Genomic DNA, 17,660 nt, shown 5'->3' on the forward strand with positions numbered 1-17,660 from the left:
CGAGCGGCGCGCACCGGTCATGGGGACGCACCGACGGGGGGAGGGTTGGGCGCAGATGTGACCTGGTTGGGCTAGGGAGCGGCCGAGGTGCCGGGTCGGGCCGCCAGGGCTTCAGCGCGGCGTGGTCGCGTCCGGCCTGAAGGGGGCGCCGTGGCCAGGGACGATCAGGTCTGCTGCTGCTATCACCCGGAGCCGGGAGTCGCGCAGCACCGCGCGGTCGGGGGCCACCGGGTCGTCCGCGGGGCCGTTCGCGTGCCACCACAGGTCACCGGCGAAGGCGACGACGCCCGAGTCCGTGCCCGCGAGCAGGGTGATGTCCTCCGTGCTGTGGCCCGGTGTCCGGATCAGCCGCAGCGACGGGGTGAGTCCGTACCCCTCCGCGTCCCGGTTCCGCCACTGGTTGCCGCGGTACTCCACCTTGTGGTCGTGCACCGTGGCCTGCCCGAACAGGCCCACGTTCATGGTGTTGTCCGGGTGGTGGTGGCTGAGCACCACATCGGTGATGTCGTCGGGGCCGAGCCCCAACTCCGCGAGCGGCGCGAGGATGCGGTCGCGGCTCGCCACCATGCCCGGGTCGAAGACCACGTGCCGGTCACCGTCGGCGACGTAGGAGACGGTGGCGGCGACTCCGGGGCCGGTGGAGCCGACGTAACCGGTGGTCAGGATCGTGTATGCGGCGCTGCGGCCGAGCGGTGCGTTCGTCATGGCCGTAATCCTTCCGGGCGGGCGGACCACCCACGAGTGGCACGTGTGCCACTGATCGCAGGATTGCTGCCACCCGTGCCACACTGCGCGCGTGCCTCCCTTCATGACAGTCGCCGCCTACACCCCGCCCGGGGTCGGCATGCTCGCCGTCGGCATCGTCACCGAGGTCTTCGGGCCGCATGGCGATGCGGTGCCCGGCTTCGACTTCGCCCTGTGCACCGACCGGCCGGGGCCGGTCCCCACCGACGTCGGCGTGCCGCTCACCCTCACCCACGGCCTGGACCGGCTGGCCCGCGCCGACCTGGTGATCGCCCTGCCCTGGACCGACTTCCGCACGCCGCCCGCCCCCGCCGTGCTGGACGCGCTGTCGGCGGCGCACGAGCGCGGCGCCCTCGTCGCGGCCCACTGCGTGGGCGCCTTCGCGCTCGCCGCCGCCGGACTGCTCGACGGCAGGCGGGCCACCACCCACTGGCGGTTCGCCGGACTGCTCGCCGACCGCCACCCGGACGTCACCGTCGAGCCCGACGCCCTCTACATCGACGAAGGGCGCGTCATCACGGGCGCGGGCGCCGCGGCGGGCTTCGACCTCTGCCTGCACCTGCTGCGGCGGGAGCACGGCGCCGCGATGGCCAACGCCGTCGCCCGGGACGTCGTGCTGCCCTCGCACCGCGACGGCGGGCAGGCGCAGTACCTGGCCGCGCCCGTGCCCGAGGACTGTCACGACGACCGGCTGTCCGACGTGCTCGCCTGGGCCCGCGAGAACCTCCACGAGCCGCTGCCCGTCGCGGAACTGGCCCGGCGCGCCATGATGAGCAAACGCTCCTTCGCCCGCCGCTTCACCGCCGCGACCGGCACCACGCCGCACGCCTGGCTGCGGAGCCTGCGGCTGAGCGGCGCGGAGGAACTCCTGGAGACCACGGACCTGCCGGTCGAGGAGATCGCCCGCCGCGTCGGCTATGGCAGCGCCGCCGTCCTGCGCGAACAGTTCGTGCGCCGCCGCGGGGTGCCGCCGCGCTCGTACCGCCGCTCCTTCACGAACGCGCCCTGACGGGTAAGCAGTTCGGGTGCGGTGCGAGAATCCCCGGATGATCAGCGCAGAGGAACCCGCACGAACCCTTCTCCGCCCCGCCGATGCCGAACTCCGGCCCGTGATCGAGCGATTGGCCCAGCTCTACCGGCACGACATGTCGGAGTTCCTCGGTCACCTCCCGGCGGCCGACGGGACGTTCGGGTTCGGCAAGCTGCCGCTGTTCTTCGACGAGCCGGGGCGGTCGGCACTGCTGATCGAGTACGGCTCGGCGCCCGTCGGCTTCGTGCTGACCCGCCCGATGGCCGAGGGCGCGACCTCGATCTCCGCCTTCTTCGTCGTACGGGCGCTGCGCAGACGCGGTGTCGGCCGTGCTGCCGCCCTCCAGTTGCTGCGCTCCCGGCCCGGTGCCTGGGCGATCGCGTTCCAGCCCGCCAATGCGGGTGCGGCCCGGTTCTGGCGCGGCGTCGCCACGGCGGCCGTGGGTTCCGACTGGCGCGAGGAGTCGCGCCCGGTCTCCGCTTCCGTGGCCGTGGACGCGCCGGACGACCAGTGGATCCTGCTGGACACGGACAGGTTTTAGTCCGTAACGAGTTCGTGGGTGCGGGAGCCCGCTGCCACGCGTGCCGCCTCCGCCTCCGCCCGGGGTGTGAAGACCCCGGCCCGGCGCCGGGCCACCTCCGCCTCGATGTCCGCCATGACGAGCTCGGCGTTGATCGTCGAACCGGCCCGGTAGCCCGCGCTCGCCGCGTTGATCACCTGCTCCATGGGGCTCGCCGCGTTGCCCACGGCCCACACGCCCGGGACGCTGGTGCGGCCCGCCTCGTCGACCTTCGGGTACGCCCCGAAAGGGGTGTCCCTGAACTCGGCGCCGAGCCCGGTCAGAAGACCGCCGCGAGGCACCGGCTTCGCGGCGACGAACAGCACCGAGCGGGGGAAGACCCGGCCGTCGGCGAGACGTACGCCCGTCAGCCGGTCGTCCTCGACCGACAGACCCGCGACCTCACCCTCCACGACCTGGACCCCGGCGGCCGCGAGGCGCTCCCACTCCGCGTCCGGCAGGTCCCGCACGGTGTGCAGGAACAGGGTCACGTCCTTCGACCACTGGGTGACGAGCAGCGCCTGGTGACTGTTGAAGGGCTCGCCCGCGAGCACGCCGAAGGACTCGTCCCGGACCTCCCAGCCGTGGCAGTACGGGCAGTGCAGCACGTCACGGCCCCAGCGCTCGGCGAGGCCCGGCACGGCGGGCAGCTCGTCCACGAGGCCCGTCGCCATGACGATCCGGCGCGCGTGCACCTCCCCGCCGTCCGCCAGCGCGACCCCGAACTCCCCGGCAGCGTCCGGCGTCACGGCCGACACGCGGTCACGTACGACCTCCACGCCGTACCGCTCCAGCTCCCGCCGTCCCTCGGCGAGGAACTCGGCGGGCGGCATGCCGTCCCGCGACAGGTAGCCCTGCATGTGTGCGGCGGGCGCGTTGCGCGGCTCGCCCGCGTCGACGACGAGGACCCGTCGGCGTGAGCGGCCGAGCACGAGCCCCGCGCTCAGCCCCGCCGTGCCTCCGCCGACGACCACCACGTCGTACGCCGTTCCGTTGCCCATGCCGCTGCCCGTCCCGTTGCTCATTCCGTTGCCCATCACATTCCGCCTCTCGTCCGCGCTCCCGTTCATGGGGATCACCTCCACTCGCACCATGCCCCCGACGATGCGGTATCGACAAGCTCCTTTGCCGATACCGCAACAACTGGCATGATGGAGGAATGAGAGAAGAGACGGCCGGAAGAGAAGGTGGCGCAGGCGGCGGCGCGGAGCCGGAGGAGATGGATCAGGTCCTCACCGAGGTCGGGCCCCGGCTGCGCCGCATCCGCAAGGAGCGCGGCGCCACCCTGGCGGGCCTCTCCGCGGCGACCGGCATCTCGGTCAGCACCCTGTCCCGCCTGGAGTCCGGGCACCGCAAGCCCAGCCTGGAACTGCTCCTGCCGATCGCCCGCGCCCACCAGGTTCCCCTGGACGAGCTGGTCGGCGCGCCACCGGTGGGTGATCCGCGGGTCCGTGCCAAGCCCATCGTCCGGCACGGGCGCACCATGCTGCCGCTCACCCGCCAGCCCGGCGGCCTCCAGGCGTACAAGGTCGTCGAGCCCGCCCGCACGTCGCCCGCCCCCGACCCGCAGACGCACGAGGGGTACGAGTGGCTGTACGTGCTCTCCGGCAGGCTGCGCCTGATCCTCGGCGACCACGACGTGGTGCTCGGCCCGGGGGAGGCCGCGGAGTTCGACACCCGGGTTCCGCACTGGTTCGGGGCCACGAGTGAGGGCGGCGCGGAGTTCATCAGCCTCTTCGGGCCACAGGGGGAGCGCATGCATGTGCGGGCGCGGCCGACTCGCAAGGGTGACGGGGACTGACGGCTCCCGGGGCTGTTCCCGGAACGGTTCCCTTAGGGCAAGCGACCGCTTAGTATGCGGGTGAGCACGGTCTACGACAGCCCCGTGGAGGCCCCGCATGCAGGCATGGCAAGTGCACGAGAACGGCGAGCCGGGCGAGGTGATGCGCCTCGCGGAGGTGGCACGCCCCGCGCTCGACGAGGGGCAGGTGCTGCTGAAGGTCCGTGCCGCGAACATCAACTTCCCGGACGCGCTGCTCTGCCGCGGGCAGTACCAGGTGCGGCCCCCGCTGCCGTTCACGCCTGGCGTGGAGATCTGCGGCGAGACGGAGGACGGGCGGCGCGTGATCGCCAACTCCGTGCTGCCGCACGGAGGTCTCGCCGAGTACGCCGTCGCGGAGACCGCCGGGCTGCTGCCCGCGCCCGACGCGCTCGACGACGCGGAGGCCGCCGCGCTCCACATCGGCTATCAGACCGGCTGGTTCGCCCTGCACCGCCGCGCGCACCTCCAGGCGGGCGAGACGCTCCTGGTGCACGCGGCCGCCGGTGGGGTGGGCAGCGCCGCGGTGCAGCTCGGCAAGGCGGCGGGCGCCAAGGTCATCGGTGTCGTCGGCGGCGCGGACAAGGTGCGGGTCGCGCGCGAGCTCGGCTGCGACCTGGTCCTCGACCGGCGCTCGGACGACGTGATCGGTGCCGTCAAGGAGGCGACCGGCGGACGCGGTGCCGACGTGATCTACGACTCCGTGGGCGGTGACGCGTACGCCAAGTCCGCGAAGTGCGTGGCCTTCGAGGGCCGGATCATCGTCATCGGCTTCGCCAGTGGCGCCATCCCCACCCCCGCGCTCAACCACGCGCTCGTGAAGAACTACTCGATCATGGGCCTGCACTGGGGCCTCTACAAGACCAAGGACCCGCGCTCCATCCTGCGCTGCCACGAGGAGCTGACCGAGCTCGCCGCCAAGGGCGCCATCAAGCCGCTGGTGAGCGAGCGCGTGCCGATGGACGGCGCCGCTTCCGCCGTGCAGCGCGTCGCCGACGGCGTCACGACCGGCCGCGTGGTCGTCCTGCCGCACGGAGGTGCCGCATGACCGACGCCGACGAACTGCGCACCCGCACCCGCGCGTTGCTCGCCGAGCACCCGCCCGCCACGGCGGACCGCGGAGCCTTCCTCCAGGCCCGCTTCGACGCCGGTCTCGCCTGGGTGCACTACCCCGAGGGTCTCGGCGGCCTGGGCGCGCCACGCTCCCTGCAGGCCGTCGTGGACGCCGAGCTGGAGGCCGCGGGCGCGCCGGACAACGACCCGCGCCGCATCGGCATCGGCCTCGGCATGGCGGCGCCCACCGTCCTCGGCTTCGGCACCGAGGAGCAGAAGCGCCGCTTCCTGCGCCCGCTGTGGACCGGCGATGAGGTGTGGTGCCAGCTCTTCAGCGAACCGGGCGCGGGCTCCGACCTCGCGGCGCTCGGCACGCGCGCCGTCCGCGACGGGGAGAGCGGCGACTGGGTGGTGAACGGCCAGAAGGTGTGGACGTCCAGCGCCCACAACGCGCGCTGGGCCATCCTCATCGCCCGCACCGACCCGGACGCGCCCAAGCACCGGGGCATCACGTACTTCGTGTGCGACATGACCGACCCCGGCGTCGAGGTGCGTCCGCTGCGCCAGATCACCGGCGAGGCCGAGTTCAACGAGGTGTTCCTGACCGATGTGCGCATCCCCGACGCGCACCGCCTCGGCGAGGTCGGCGACGGCTGGAAGGTCGCCCAGACCACGCTCATGAACGAGCGCGTCTCCATCGGCGGCATGCGCATCCCGCGCGAGGGCGGCATGATCGGCCCGGTCGCCGCGGCCTGGCGCGACCGCCCCGATCTGCGCACCCACGACCTCCACCAGCGCCTGCTGAAGCTCTGGGTCGAGGCGGAGGTGGCCCGGCTCACCGGGGAGCGGCTGCGCCAGCAGCTCGTCGCCGGACAGCCGGGCCCCGAGGGTTCCGGGATGAAGCTCGGCTTCGCCCGCCTCAACCAGGAGATCAGCGGCCTGGAGGTGGAACTCCTCGGCGAGGAGGGCCTGTTGTACGACGACTGGACGATGCGCAGGCCCGAGCTCGTCGACTTCGTGGGCCGTGACGCGGGCTACCGCTATCTGCGCTCCAAGGGCAACAGCATCGAGGGCGGGACCAGCGAGGTCCTGCTGAACATCGTCGCCGAGCGCGTCCTCGGCCTGCCCGCCGAGCCGCGCACCGACAAGGACGTCGCCTGGAAGGACCTCGCGCGATGAGTGACCTGCTCTACTCCGAAGAGGAAGAGGCGCTGCGCTCGGCCGTGCGGGGCCTGCTCGCCGACCGGTGCGATGCCGCCACCGTCCTCGCCCGCGCCGAATCCCCCGGGGCCGACGGGCCGCACGACCGCGAACTGTGGAAGGCGCTCACCGAAGGCATGGGTCTCGCCGGGCTCCTCGTGCCCGAGGACCTGGGCGGGCAGGGCGCCACGCACCGCGAAGCGGCCGTCGTCCTGGAGGAGTTGGGCCGCTCGGTCGCGCCCGTGCCCTATCTCACCAGCGCCGTCGTCGCCACGGAGACGCTGCTGGGCTGTGGGGGAAGCGAGGCCACCGATTTGCTGGGCGCGCTCGCCGCCGGGCGCACGGTGGGGGCGCTCGCGGTGGGCCTCGCGGTTGCCCCTGGCGCTCCCTTCCAGGGCGTACGCCATGAAGCGGGCGCGCTGCACGGCGAGTTGACCGGCATCGCGGACGCGGCAGGCGCCGATGTGCTGCTCGTTCCCGCCGACGGCGGGCTGTTCGCGGTCCACACGGCGCAGGACGGCGTCACCGTCACCCCGCAGACCTCCCTCGACCTCACCCGGCCGCTCGCCACGGTGACCTTCGACGCGGCCGCGGCGCGCGAGCTCACGCGGGACGCCGACGCGGCGGTACGGCGGGGCCTGCGGGCCGGTGCCGCCCTGCTCGCGTCGGAGCAGCTCGGTGTCGCCGAGTGGTGCCTGACGGAGACCGTCCGGTACACCAAGGAGCGCCACCAGTTCAACCGGCCCGTGGGCTCCTTCCAGGCGCTCAAGCACCGGCTCGCGCAGCTGTGGCTGGAGGTCGTGAACACCCGCGCCGCGGCGCGCAACGCGGCCGACGCCCTCGCGACGGACAGCGCCGACGCGGACGTGGCAGCAGCCCTCGCCCAGGCCTACGCCGCCTCCGTCACGGTGCACGCCGCCGAGGAGGCGCTGCAGCTTCACGGCGGCATCGGTATGACCTGGGAGCACCCCGTCCACCTCTATCTGAAGCGCGCCAAGGCGGACTCGATCGCCTACGGCACGGCGGGCAGGCACCGTGAGGCGCTGGCGGCACTGGTCGACCTCCAGGCCCCCTGAGGCTCGCCGGGCCACCCTGACGCTCCCCGGACACCCCACCCCCGTATTTTCCTGCAGCCCACACCTACCAGGTGTGGGCTGCGCGTTTTACGCCACCATTACGTACGGCATAATTGCGATCTGTTCGCAATAACAGCTGATCTTCAGTAGGGGTGTGGAGCATGAGGGCCCGATCGATACGGGGCGCAGGCGCGGTGGCGATGGCGGCCGCGACAGCTGTCGCCGCCTCCGCGTGCTCGGCGCCGGGCGACGGCGACAGCGGCGCGAAGGACTCCGCGGTCGTCGGCATCGCGTACGAGCCCGAGACCCTCAGCCCGCTCCTCGGCTACGGCAAGGACGGCAACTCGAAGATCTTCGACGGGCTGCTCACGCACGACGCCGACATGAAGCTCAAGCCCGCCCTCGCGGCCGAGCTGCCCAAGGTCGCCGACGACGGCAAGACCTACACGTACAAGCTCCGCGAGGGCGTCAAGTTCAGCGACGGCAAGCCCTTCTCCGCCAAGGACGTCGTCTTCACGTACGAGACGATCCTCGACAAGAAGACCAACAACGCGTCCAAGACCGAGCTGGACGCCGTCAAGAGCGTCGAGGCGAAGGGCGAGGGCACCGTCGTCTTCCACCTCAAGTACCCCTACGCGCCGTTCGCCGAGCGCACCGTCCTGCCCATCGCGCCCGAGCACGTCGCGGGCAAGCAGGACGTGAACACCGGCACCTTCACCACCAAGCCGGTCGGCACGGGACCGTACGAGCTGGTCAAGTGGTCCAAGGGCGAGAAGCTGACCTTCAAGGCCAACCCCGGCTACTGGGGCGGCGCGCCGAAGGTCAAGAACTTCACCATGGCGATCATCAAGGACGACGACATCCGCGCGACCCGGCTCGACGCCGGTGAGCTCGACGGCGCGATCCTGCCGCCCAACCTCGCCAAGAAGTACAAGAGCGACAGCGGCAGGAACACCTACGCCGCCAAGACCTTCGACTACCGCGTCGTGACCCTGCCCACCGGCAACAAGGTCGCCGGTGACACCGACATCCGGCGCGCCCTCGACGTCGGCGTGAACCGCAAGGCCATGGTCGACTCGATCCTGTACGGCGAGGGCAAGGAGGCCTACGGGCCCGTCCCGACCGACAGCCCGTGGTTCACCAAGGGCACCGAGCGCAAGTTCGACGCCGCCAAGGCGAAGAAGATCCTCGACGACGCCGGATGGAAGCCGGGCAAGGACGGCATCCGCGAGAAGGACGGCGTCCAGGCGAAGTTCCCGCTCTGGTACCTCTCCGGCGACAAGCTCCGCCAGGACCACGCCCTCGCCTACGCCTCCGACGCCAAGAAGATCGGCGTCAAGGTGGAGGTGCAGTCCGGCACGTGGGAGGTCATCGAGCCCCGCATGCCCAAGGACGCGGTCCTCGCGGGCGGCGGCTCCCCGGCCGACCCGGACTTCGACCAGTACACGCTCCTGAAGTCCTCCCTCGCCGGTGACGGCTTCAACAACATGGCGCACTACGACAACCCCAAGGTCGACAAGGCCCTGGAGGACGCCCGCAAGAGCGGCGACCACGCCGAGCGCCAGGCCGCCTACGACACGATCCAGCGCGAGCTCGTGAAGAACCCGGGCTACACGTTCCTCACGCACATCGACCACCTCTACGTCGTCGACAAGAAGTTCGGCGACCTGAGCACCCAGGTCGAGCCGCACGACCACGGCCTGGCCTCCGGTCCCTGGTGGAACGTCGAGGACTGGCAGCCGAAGAAGTGACGTCTGCGACAACCAAGGCTCCGGGGGAGGCGACGCGCCGTCGCCTCCCCTGGGGGCCGATGGCCCGGCTCGTCGCCCGGCGGGCGCTGTTCGCCGTACCCGTGCTGCTGCTCGTCACCTTCGGGGTCTTCGCCATCGCCGCCGCGTCGCCCTTCGACCCCGTCAAGGCGTACGCGGGCACGGCCGGACTCACCGCATCCCAGGAGAACCTCGACCAGCTGCGCGCCAACCTCGGCGTCGACCGGCCGCTGACCGCCCGCTGGTGGGACTGGCTGACCTCGGCGCTCTCCGGCGACTTCGGGGACTCCAGCACGCTCAGGCAGCCCGTCGCGGACGCCATCGGCGAACGCATCGGCTGGTCCGTGCTGCTCGCCGCGACCGCGTTCGTCGTCGCCATCCTCCTCGGCACCGCCCTCGGCGTGCTCGCCGCCCGCAGGCCCGGCGGCTGGCTCGACCGTGCCGTCACGTCCCTCGCGTACACCCTCGAAGCCGCGCCGCCGTTCTGGCTCGGCCTCCTCGCCGTCTGGTTCTTCGCGCTGAAGCTCGGCGTGCTGCCCTCCGGCGGACTCACCGACACGGCCAGCTCGACCGTGACGGCCGGACAGGTCGCGAGCCACCTGGTGCTGCCCGCCGGTGTGCTCGCCGTCTCCCAGCTGCCCTGGTTCGTGCTGTACGTGCGTCAGGGGGTCGGCGACGCCCTGGGCGACGACCCCGTGCGCGGGGCACGCGCGCGTGGCCTCGCCGAGCGGACCGTGCTCCTCGGCCACGCGCTGCGCTCCGGCATGCTGCCCGTCCTGACGCTCATCGGCTCGCGCGTACCCGAACTGATCACCGGAGCGCTCCTGGTGGAGACCGTCTTCAGCTGGCCGGGCATCGCCGCGGCCACCGTGCAGGCCGCGACCTCCGTGGACTTCCCGCTGCTCGCCGCGCTGACCGCGCTCGCCACGGTCGCGGTGCTGCTCGGCAACCTCGTGGCCGACCTCCTGTACGGCCTCGCCGATCCGAGGGTGGGATTCGATGGCTGAGAAGGCCGAGATGGCTGACATCGTGTGGCGCGACCGGGGCGGCGTGCGCCGCTCCACGCGCGCGTGGCGGGTGCGCACCGCCGCGGTGCTCGTCGCCGCGGTCGTCCTCGCCGTCCTCCTCGTACCGCCCCTCGTCCACCTCGACGAGCAGGCCGTCGACCTGGCGGCGAAGCTCCAGCCGCCGTCGCTGGCCCACCCCTTCGGCACCGACGACGTCGGCCGCGACCTGCTGCTGCGCTGCGTGTACGGGCTGCGGGTCTCGCTGTTGGTGGGTGTCGTCGCGGCCGTCGTCGCCACCGTCATCGGCACGGCGGTGGGCGCCATCGCCGCCGCGTCGGGCGGCTGGGTGGACCGGCTCGTGATGCGCCTCGTGGACGTCTTCGCCGCCGTGCCGCATCTGCTGCTCGGCATCTTCATCGTCGCGATGTTCCGGCCAGGCGTCTGGCCGGTCGTCGTCTCCGTGGCGCTCACGCACTGGCTGTCCACCGCCCGCATCGTGCGCGCCGAGGTCCTCTCGCTGCGCTCACGGCCCTACGTCGACGCGGCGATCTCCGGCGGCGCCTCGCGGACGCGCGTCGCGGTGCGGCACCTGCTGCCCGGCGTCCTGCCGCAGGCCGGACTCGCCGCCGTCCTGATGGTGCCGCACGCCATCTGGCACGAGTCCGCACTGTCCTTCCTCGGCCTCGGACTCCCCTCCCACCAGGCCAGCCTCGGCACGCTCGTGCAGAGCGCGCGCGGCTCCCTCCTCGCGGGCGACTGGTGGCCCACGCTGTTCCCCGGCCTGTTCATCATCGTGCCCACCCTGGCGATCGCGGGCCTCGCGGGCGCCTGGCGGGAACGGATCAATCCCCGGCGCCGATCGGAGCTCATGCTGTGACGGTCCCCGTCCTCTCCGTCAACGGACTCTCCGTACGGTTCCGCATGCGCGGCGGCACCCACGTGTCCGCCGTCACCGACGCCACCTTCGACCTCGCGGCGGGGGAGTGCCTCGCCCTGGTCGGCGAGAGCGGCTGCGGCAAGTCCGTGCTCGCCTCCGCGCTGCTCGGGCTGCTCCCGCAGAACGCGGAGACCGCCGGATCCGCGCTGATCGGCGACGCCGAAGGCACGGGCCGCGTCGACCTCCTCACCGCCGACGAGCGCACGCTGGCCCGCACCGTACGAGGGCGCCGCGTCGGCCTCGTACCGCAGAGCCCCGCCGCCCATCTCACCCCGGTCCGCACCGTCCGCTCCCAGCTGGAGGAGACCCTGCGCGAGCTGGCGGGCGTACGGAAGCCGCAGCTCAGGGCCGCGGCTGAAGCGGCCGCCGAGCGCGCCGCGTTCCCCATGGGACACCTCGACCGCTACCCCCACGAGCTGTCCGGCGGCCTCGCCCAGCGCGCCGCCACCGCGCTCGCCCTGATCGGCGACGCGCCGCTGCTCCTCGCCGACGAGCCCACCACCGGCCTCGACCGGGACCTGGTGGACCGCACCGTCGACGAGCTGCGGAGGCACGTCGGCGACGACCGCGCGCTGCTCCTGATCACCCACGACCTCGCCGCCGCCGAGCGCATCGCCGACCGGGTCGCCGTGATGTACGCGAGCCGCGTCGTCGAACTCGCCGACGCGGCCGACTTCTTCGGCACGCCGGGACCCCGGCACCCCTATGCCCGCGGGCTCCTGAACGCCCTTCCGGAGCGCGCCTTCACTCCGGTCCCCGGCATGCCGCCCGAACTGTCCGCGCTCCCCGCGGGCTGCGCCTTCGCGGCGCGCTGCGAGCGGGCCGACCGGGCGTGCGGGACGCTGCCCGCGCTCACCGACGGCATGGCCTGCCACCACCCCCACGCGGACGTGCTGGAGGCGCCCCGTGCTTGAACTGCGCTCCATCACCGCCGGGTACGACCGCCGTGCCCCCGTCGTCAGGGACGTCGGCCTCACCCTCGCGCCCGGCGAGTCCGTGGGGCTGCTCGGCCCCAGCGGCTGCGGCAAGTCCACCCTGGCGCGGGTCGCCGCCCTCCTGCACCGGCCCGACGCGGGGCAGGTCGTCATCGACGGCGAGACCGCATGCGGCTGGCGGCACCGGGCGCCCCGCGAACTGCGCACCGCCTTCGGCGTCGTCTTCCAGCAGCCACGGCTCTCCGCGGACCCCCGCCTGACCCTCACCGCGCTGATCGCGGAACCGCTGCGGGCCGTCGGACGCGGCGCCGAAGCGGCCGCCACGGTCCCTGAGCTGGCCGCCCGGGTCGGCCTCGGCACGGACCTCCTGGGCCGCCGCCCGCACGAGGTGAGCGACGGCCAGCTGCAACGGGCCTGCCTGGCCCGCGCCCTGGTGCTCCGCCCCCGCTGGCTGATCTGCGACGAGATGACGGCGATGCTCGACGCCTCGACGACGGCGGCGCTCGTCCACGTCGTCGAGGAGTACCGGGCCGAGCGCGGCGCCGGACTCCTCGCCGTCGGCCACGACCGCGTACTCCTGGAGCGGTGGTGCGACCGGACGGTGCACTGGGACGAACTGGCGGGCCGGTGACATCCTCACCCGCTGGGAACACGAGGGCGTCCTCGACGAGGCCTTCCGCCGCAACGGCTCCCTCATCTGCAGCGGCATGCCCAACGCCATCTTCAAAGCGCCAACTCCCGGACAGGGCAGGTTTCCTGGCGCGGGCGGAGCCTCATACTCATTTCGGCTCAGCCCGTCGCAGTACCCCACCCCCTGATTCCACTCGCCCCCGGGAGGCAGACATGGCCCTCACCACCCGTCGCAGAGCCCTCACCACCTTCGGAGCCGCCGTCGCGGGCAGCGTCGCGATACCCGCCTACGCGCATGCGAGCGGCGGCGGCCACCACCCCAGGCCCCTGATCCGCGCCCACGCCCACAACGACTACGAACACCCCCGGCCCCTCTTCGACGCGCTCGACCACCGCTTCGGCAGCGTCGAGGCCGACATCTATCTCGTCGACGGGCAGCTCCTCGTCGCCCACGACCCGGTGGACCTCGACCCCACCCGCACCCTGGAGTCGCTCTACCTGGAGCCCCTGGCCGCCCGGGTGCGCGCCAACCACGGTTCCGTGTACCGGGGTTACCACCGCGTCCCCTTCCAGCTGCTCATCGACATCAAGACCGAGGGCGCGTCGACGTACGCCGAGCTGCACCGGCATCTGCGGCCCTACCGGCGCCTCTTCACGTCGTACACCTACGGGAAGGTGCGCCGCGGCGCGGTCACGGCCGTCGTGTCCGGTGACCGTGCGGCGCGTGCCCCGATGGAGGCGCAGCGGGTCCGGTACGCCTTCTACGACGGTCGCCTCGCCGATCTGGGGACCGCCGCGCCCGCCTCGCTGATCCCGCTGATCAGCGACAACTGGGCGCTGAACTTCAGCTGGCAGGGCGTGGGGCCGATACCGGCGGCGGAGCGGGAGAAGCTGCGCGGCATCGTCTCCGCGGCCCACGCGCACGGTCAGCGCGTCCGTTTCTGGGCGACGCCCGACCTGCCGGGGCCGCAGCGCGACGCGGTCTGGGGCGAACTGCTCGCCGCCGGTGTCGACCATCTCAACACCGACGACCTCGCGGGTCTCGAGGCCTTCCTCGACGCGCACCGCGGATGATCTTCGACGATCAACCCGCTCGGAAGTAGCACCCGTTCGGAGCACAGGTCAGACGCCCGGATGCCCCCTCCGTTACGCCAGACTGACGGCCGGAAGCCGCGGTTCCACGTGGCGGAGGAGGTACTTCCCATGGCCGTTTCGATCTCTGTCGTGCTGCTGCTCGTGGTCCTTGCGGTGGTCTTTCTGCGCAACGGAGCGCTGAAGGTGTCGCACGCCGTCGTCTGCGGGCTCCTCGGGTTCTATCTGGCGAGCACGAGCATGGCGCCGACCATTCACAACGGACTCACGGCCACCGCGGAGATCGTCAGTTCCATTCGGCCATGAGCCTTCGCAGGCCATTCGGTCCTGCCAGTCTTGCGAGTTCATGAACAACTGACTCTGCGTCATGGACAGTTGGGCGGGTGCGCTCTAGCTTCGGCGCATGTTTTGCAGACTGCGCCGCATCGTTCCCGCCGGTGTCGTGGCCCTGACCGTCTCCCTGGCGGTGCCCGCGTACGCCGACGAGATACCCAACGCCCCCGGGCACCGGCTCGTCGAGCAGTACGAGGGCGCGCCCGCCGAGGCCCGCCCCCTGCCCGGCACCCCGCCGCCCCAGCACCCGTACCTCGCCGCCAACGGCCGCAGCGGCATGCACGCCGACGCGGCGGGCAGCGGGACCTACCCCTGGAGCGGACCGCTCGGGAAACGGCCCGCCGCCGACAGCGAGAAGATGGCGGCGCTGGGCGGCGAGTGCGCGACCGTCACCTTCGACCGCGACGGGCGCATCGTCACCGTGTGCGGCACGTTCACCGGGTTCCTGGTCAAGCTGCTGGATCCCAGGACACTGGACACGCTCGCCGAGTACAAGCTGCCGCAGCGGCCCTCGACCGTCGAGGCCATCACGCGTCTCGACTTCTCCAAGATCTTCAAGGACACGTCGGGCGGGGCCTATTCGTACCTCGACAACGAGGACCGGCTCGTCCTCGCCGACTCACGCCAGCACATCGTGCGGCTCGCGCACGAGCGGACGGCGGGCGGCGGCTGGCGGTTCGTCGTCGACAAGGAGTGGGACCTGACGGACCACGTCCCGCACGACTGCGTGAGCTGGACCAACCTCTACCCGAGCGGCGAGTGCGACCCGGTGACGTCGGTGATGCCGGACTGGGACGGGCGCATCTGGTGGGTGACCCGGCAGGGCCGCATCGGCACCGTCGACCCCAAGTCCGGCGACATCCGCTCCGTCCGCCTCGACGGCGAGGAGATCCAGAACTCGTTCTCCGTCGCCGACGACGGCGTCTCGATCGTCTCCGACCACGCCCTGTACAGCTTCCGGGCCACCGCCGACGGCACCCCGAAGGTCCTCTGGCGCCAGACGTACGACCGCGGCACCGGCACCAAGCCCGGCTCGGTGAACCAGGGTTCCGGCACCACCCCGGATCTCTTCGGCGAGCACGACGACTATGTGGCCATCACCGACAACGCCGACGACCGCATGAACGTCCTCGTCTACCGGCGCGGCGCCGACGTGCCCGACGACGAGCGGCTCGTCTGCAAGGTCCCCGTCTTCGGCTCCGGCGCCTCCACCACCGACAACTCGCTGATCACCTGGGGCAACAGCCTCGTCGTCGAGAACAACTACGGCTACGAGAACATCACCTCGCTCACCCTCGGCCGCAGCGTCGTCGGCGGCGTCAGCCGGATCGACGTGCGCAAGGACGGCACCGGCTGCGACACGGCCTGGGAGAGCGGGGTGCGCTCCCCGTCGACCGTGCCCAAACTGTCCACCGCCAACGGCCTGTTGTACTTCTACACGAAGGAGCCCAACCGCCTCGGCATCGATGCGTGGTACCTGACCGCCGTCGACTTCCGTACCGGCGACACCCGCTGGAAGCGGCTCGCCGGTACGGGCATCGCCTACGACAACAACTGGGCGCCCGTGACGCTCGGACCCGACGGTACGGCCTATGTGGGCGCCTTCAACGGGCTCGTGGCGGTGCGCGACACGGAGTGAGGGAACCGGCTCAGGACCGGGAGAACACGCCGATGCCGTTCGGCACCGGCCGCTCGATCCCCCCGCTGGGGTTGTTGCGGACCGTCACGGCATCGGCGCCCGGGGGCCGCGCGACCAGCGTGGACGTGGCCGAGACCAGCGTGGACGAGCCGCCGCCGTCCAGGCTGAAGCCGTCCCGCGCACCCAGCTCCTGCAGCGTCCGCGCCACTTCGGCGATCGTCAGGCCCGCACGGAACTCCGGCGACCCGTCCAGCGACAGCAGGAGCAGGCGTCGCCCGTCGTCGGAGATCCCCGCGGCGGTCCGCACCGCCGACGTGACGCCGTCCAGGCCGGGCAGCGGCACACCGCGGCGGAGCACCGGATAGCCGCCGAGGGCGAAGCGGAGCGGCATGCGCGACTCGGCGGCCACCAGGCGGTGCTTGACGTACACCCAGTCACCCGCCGACAGCTTGCGCAGCTCCTGCGCGCCCGCCTCGCGTCCGACCAGGACTGTGCTGCCCGGGGCGATCGGGCCCGCGCCCGGCGTGTCGGACGAGGCCACGACGCGACCGCCGCGGACCGTCACCTCGTGGGTGTCCGTGCTGCAGGGCGCGCCGCGGCTCGTGTCGGTGCCGCAGGTCGACCGCAGCCGCGACACGGAGCCCCAGTCGCTGGTGAACGCGCCGACGGAACCCACCGGCAGCGCGTACTGGTTCAGGCCGCCCAGCGGGAGGCGGGCACCCCGCGTGCGGATCTCCCCGTCCAGGGCGAGGCTGTCCAGGCGGGCCCTGCGGTCGTACCCCACGCCGAGGACGGCCTCGGTGGTCACGCCCGGCGGCATCGCGGGCCCGAAGCGCTGCCCGTCCGGCACGGCGCCCTTGAGCACACGGCCGCTCGCGATCGCCGGTCCGACGGGCGCGCCCGTCGCCTCGACGCCGGGGTGCTGCGTCTCGGTGATGTTGAAGAAGTCACCGTTGATGCCGCCGACGGCACCGGCCCCGTCCGCGAGCGCGGAGACGGGCGAGCGCGCGGCGACCTTGCCCGGATACAGCAGGCCGACGCTCGTGCGCGGGTCGCGCAGATCCACGTCGAGCACGTGCACACGGGCCGCGCCGTGCGAGCCCTGCACATCGAAGTACCGATACTCCACGCCCGGCGCCACCGGTCCTGAGGCCCGCGCACCACCCCCGGCAGCGGCGCTGGCCGGGGCCGCTCCCGTGAGAGCCGCCCCGGCCAGCATGCCGAGCGTCGTGACGAGGGTCAGGGCCGTTCTGAACCGTCCACCGCGTTGTTTCTGGCGAGTCACAGATCCCCCAGGAGTCGACCGGTCAGCGAAGCAACTGTCGCAGCAGCCAGAGGAGTTCACCAGAGCCCGGTGGCTACGTTCCGACCAGGCGGGAACGGATGAGGAAACGCACGCCCTCCGGGGCCTCCAGCGAGAAGCCGCTGCCCCGTCCCGGCACGACGTCCACGATCAGCCGGGTGTGGCTCCACAGCTCGTACTGGCTCTTCGACATCCAGAACGCTACGGGCTCGGCCACCCCATCGACCGTCAGCGACGCGAGGTGGACGTCGGATTGGCCGGTACGGAACTCGCCGTCCGGGTAGCACATGGGGGCACTGCCGTCGCAGCAGCCGCCCGACTGGTGGAACATCAGCGGCCCGTGCGTCTCCCTCAGCTGCCGCAGGAGCAGCGCGGCGGCGGGGGTGAGCTCCACCCGGGGGACGTCGCCCCCGGCGTCCTTCGTCTCATGACGGTCCATGGCAGGACTCTGCCCCTCGGCACGTTGCAACAGGGTTGCGAGGGAGGCCCCGGTCCGCGCGACCCCCGTTCGGACCAATTGTGGGATTGTCGGGT

Annotated in this window: 18 protein-coding genes; 14 read left to right on the plus strand and 4 right to left on the minus strand. The window is 72.4% G+C overall.

Translation table 11 applies throughout. From position 1 onward, the window contains the following. Nucleotides 1-111: 111 nt before the first annotated feature. A complete protein-coding gene (locus AC068B_RS20285) occupies nt 112-705 on the minus strand; it encodes an MBL fold metallo-hydrolase (protein WP_478672993.1) in 594 nt (197 codons plus the stop codon). 103 nt (nt 706-808) lie between these two features. Between AC068B_RS20285 and AC068B_RS20290 the strand changes: the two genes are divergently transcribed. Together AC068B_RS20290 and AC068B_RS20295 are read left to right on the plus strand one after the other, a co-directional pair. After that, nucleotides 809-1,753, plus strand: a complete 945-nt coding sequence (locus AC068B_RS20290; RefSeq protein ID WP_478672994.1) for a GlxA family transcriptional regulator — start codon at nt 809-811, stop codon at nt 1,751-1,753. Nucleotides 1,754-1,790: 37 nt separating this feature from the next. Then, nucleotides 1,791-2,315, plus strand: a complete 525-nt coding sequence (locus AC068B_RS20295) for a GNAT family N-acetyltransferase (RefSeq protein ID WP_478672995.1) — start codon at nt 1,791-1,793, stop codon at nt 2,313-2,315. Here the strand turns inward: AC068B_RS20295 and AC068B_RS20300 are convergent. Then, nucleotides 2,312-3,334, minus strand: a complete 1,023-nt coding sequence (locus AC068B_RS20300; RefSeq protein WP_478673287.1) for an NAD(P)/FAD-dependent oxidoreductase — start codon at nt 3,332-3,334, stop codon at nt 2,312-2,314. The two genes, AC068B_RS20295 and AC068B_RS20300, sit on opposite strands and share 4 nt — an antisense overlap. 218 nt (nt 3,335-3,552) lie before the next feature. On the opposite strand from AC068B_RS20300, the gene AC068B_RS20305 reads away from it, so the two are divergent. The 12 genes from AC068B_RS20305 (at nt 3,553) to AC068B_RS20360 (ending at nt 15,823) form a co-directional block, all read left to right on the plus strand. Then, nucleotides 3,553-4,134 carry a helix-turn-helix domain-containing protein gene (locus tag AC068B_RS20305; RefSeq protein WP_478673288.1) on the plus strand — a complete coding sequence of 194 codons (582 nt, stop codon included), beginning with the start codon at nt 3,553-3,555 and terminating at the stop codon, nt 4,132-4,134. 97 nt (nt 4,135-4,231) lie between these two features. Then, entirely contained in the window at nt 4,232-5,200 is a 969-nt protein-coding gene (locus tag AC068B_RS20310) for an NADPH:quinone oxidoreductase family protein (RefSeq protein WP_478672996.1), read from the plus strand. Continuing rightward, nucleotides 5,197-6,384 carry an acyl-CoA dehydrogenase family protein gene (locus AC068B_RS20315; protein WP_478672997.1) on the plus strand — a complete coding sequence of 396 codons (1,188 nt, stop codon included), beginning with the start codon at nt 5,197-5,199 and terminating at the stop codon, nt 6,382-6,384. The genes AC068B_RS20310 and AC068B_RS20315 overlap by 4 nt, the downstream gene beginning before the upstream one ends. Next, nucleotides 6,381-7,481: an acyl-CoA dehydrogenase family protein gene (locus AC068B_RS20320; RefSeq protein ID WP_478672998.1), complete on the plus strand. Its 1,101-nt coding sequence runs from the start codon at nt 6,381-6,383 to the stop codon at nt 7,479-7,481. Before AC068B_RS20315 ends, AC068B_RS20320 begins: the two co-directional genes overlap by 4 nt. A gap of 161 nt (nt 7,482-7,642) precedes the next feature. Beyond that, entirely contained in the window at nt 7,643-9,232 is a 1,590-nt protein-coding gene (locus tag AC068B_RS20325; protein ID WP_478672999.1) for an ABC transporter substrate-binding protein, read from the plus strand. A 59-nt stretch (nt 9,233-9,291) separates the two neighbouring features. Beyond that, a complete protein-coding gene (locus AC068B_RS20330) occupies nt 9,292-10,257 on the plus strand; it encodes an ABC transporter permease (RefSeq protein ID WP_356254281.1) in 966 nt (321 codons plus the stop codon). After that, complete coding sequence (locus AC068B_RS20335) at nt 10,250-11,134, plus strand: ABC transporter permease (protein WP_478673000.1); 885 nt, start codon at nt 10,250-10,252, stop codon at nt 11,132-11,134. The genes AC068B_RS20330 and AC068B_RS20335 overlap by 8 nt, the downstream gene beginning before the upstream one ends. A 44-nt stretch (nt 11,135-11,178) precedes the next feature. Further along, nucleotides 11,179-12,108 carry an ABC transporter ATP-binding protein gene (locus tag AC068B_RS20340; RefSeq protein WP_478673289.1) on the plus strand — a complete coding sequence of 310 codons (930 nt, stop codon included), beginning with the start codon at nt 11,179-11,181 and terminating at the stop codon, nt 12,106-12,108. Next, complete coding sequence (locus tag AC068B_RS20345) at nt 12,101-12,760, plus strand: ABC transporter ATP-binding protein (RefSeq protein ID WP_478673001.1); 660 nt, start codon at nt 12,101-12,103, stop codon at nt 12,758-12,760. Before AC068B_RS20340 ends, AC068B_RS20345 begins: the two co-directional genes overlap by 8 nt. A 212-nt stretch (nt 12,761-12,972) precedes the next feature. Beyond that, the gene (locus tag AC068B_RS20350; protein WP_478673002.1) at nt 12,973-13,833 is read left to right on the plus strand and encodes a phosphatidylinositol-specific phospholipase C/glycerophosphodiester phosphodiesterase family protein; all 861 of its coding nucleotides are present in this window, start codon (nt 12,973-12,975) and stop codon (nt 13,831-13,833) included. Nucleotides 13,834-13,962: 129 nt separating this feature from the next. Further along, nucleotides 13,963-14,157: a hypothetical protein gene (locus AC068B_RS20355; protein ID WP_468561266.1), complete on the plus strand. Its 195-nt coding sequence runs from the start codon at nt 13,963-13,965 to the stop codon at nt 14,155-14,157. Between the two features lie 97 nt (nt 14,158-14,254). After that, nucleotides 14,255-15,823 carry a hypothetical protein gene (locus AC068B_RS20360; protein ID WP_478673003.1) on the plus strand — a complete coding sequence of 523 codons (1,569 nt, stop codon included), beginning with the start codon at nt 14,255-14,257 and terminating at the stop codon, nt 15,821-15,823. Nucleotides 15,824-15,833: 10 nt separating this feature from the next. On the opposite strand, the gene AC068B_RS20365 is transcribed toward AC068B_RS20360, so the two are convergent. Together AC068B_RS20365 and AC068B_RS20370 are read right to left on the minus strand one after the other, a co-directional pair. After that, nucleotides 15,834-17,042 carry a phosphodiester glycosidase family protein gene (locus AC068B_RS20365; protein ID WP_468562013.1) on the minus strand — a complete coding sequence of 403 codons (1,209 nt, stop codon included), beginning with the start codon at nt 17,040-17,042 and terminating at the stop codon, nt 15,834-15,836. Nucleotides 17,043-17,181: 139 nt separating this feature from the next. Continuing rightward, nucleotides 17,182-17,565 carry a DUF779 domain-containing protein gene (locus AC068B_RS20370; RefSeq protein WP_478673004.1) on the minus strand — a complete coding sequence of 128 codons (384 nt, stop codon included), beginning with the start codon at nt 17,563-17,565 and terminating at the stop codon, nt 17,182-17,184. Nucleotides 17,566-17,660 lie beyond the last annotated feature (95 nt).

Source organism: Streptomyces sp. NPDC042371, assembly GCF_056437465.1.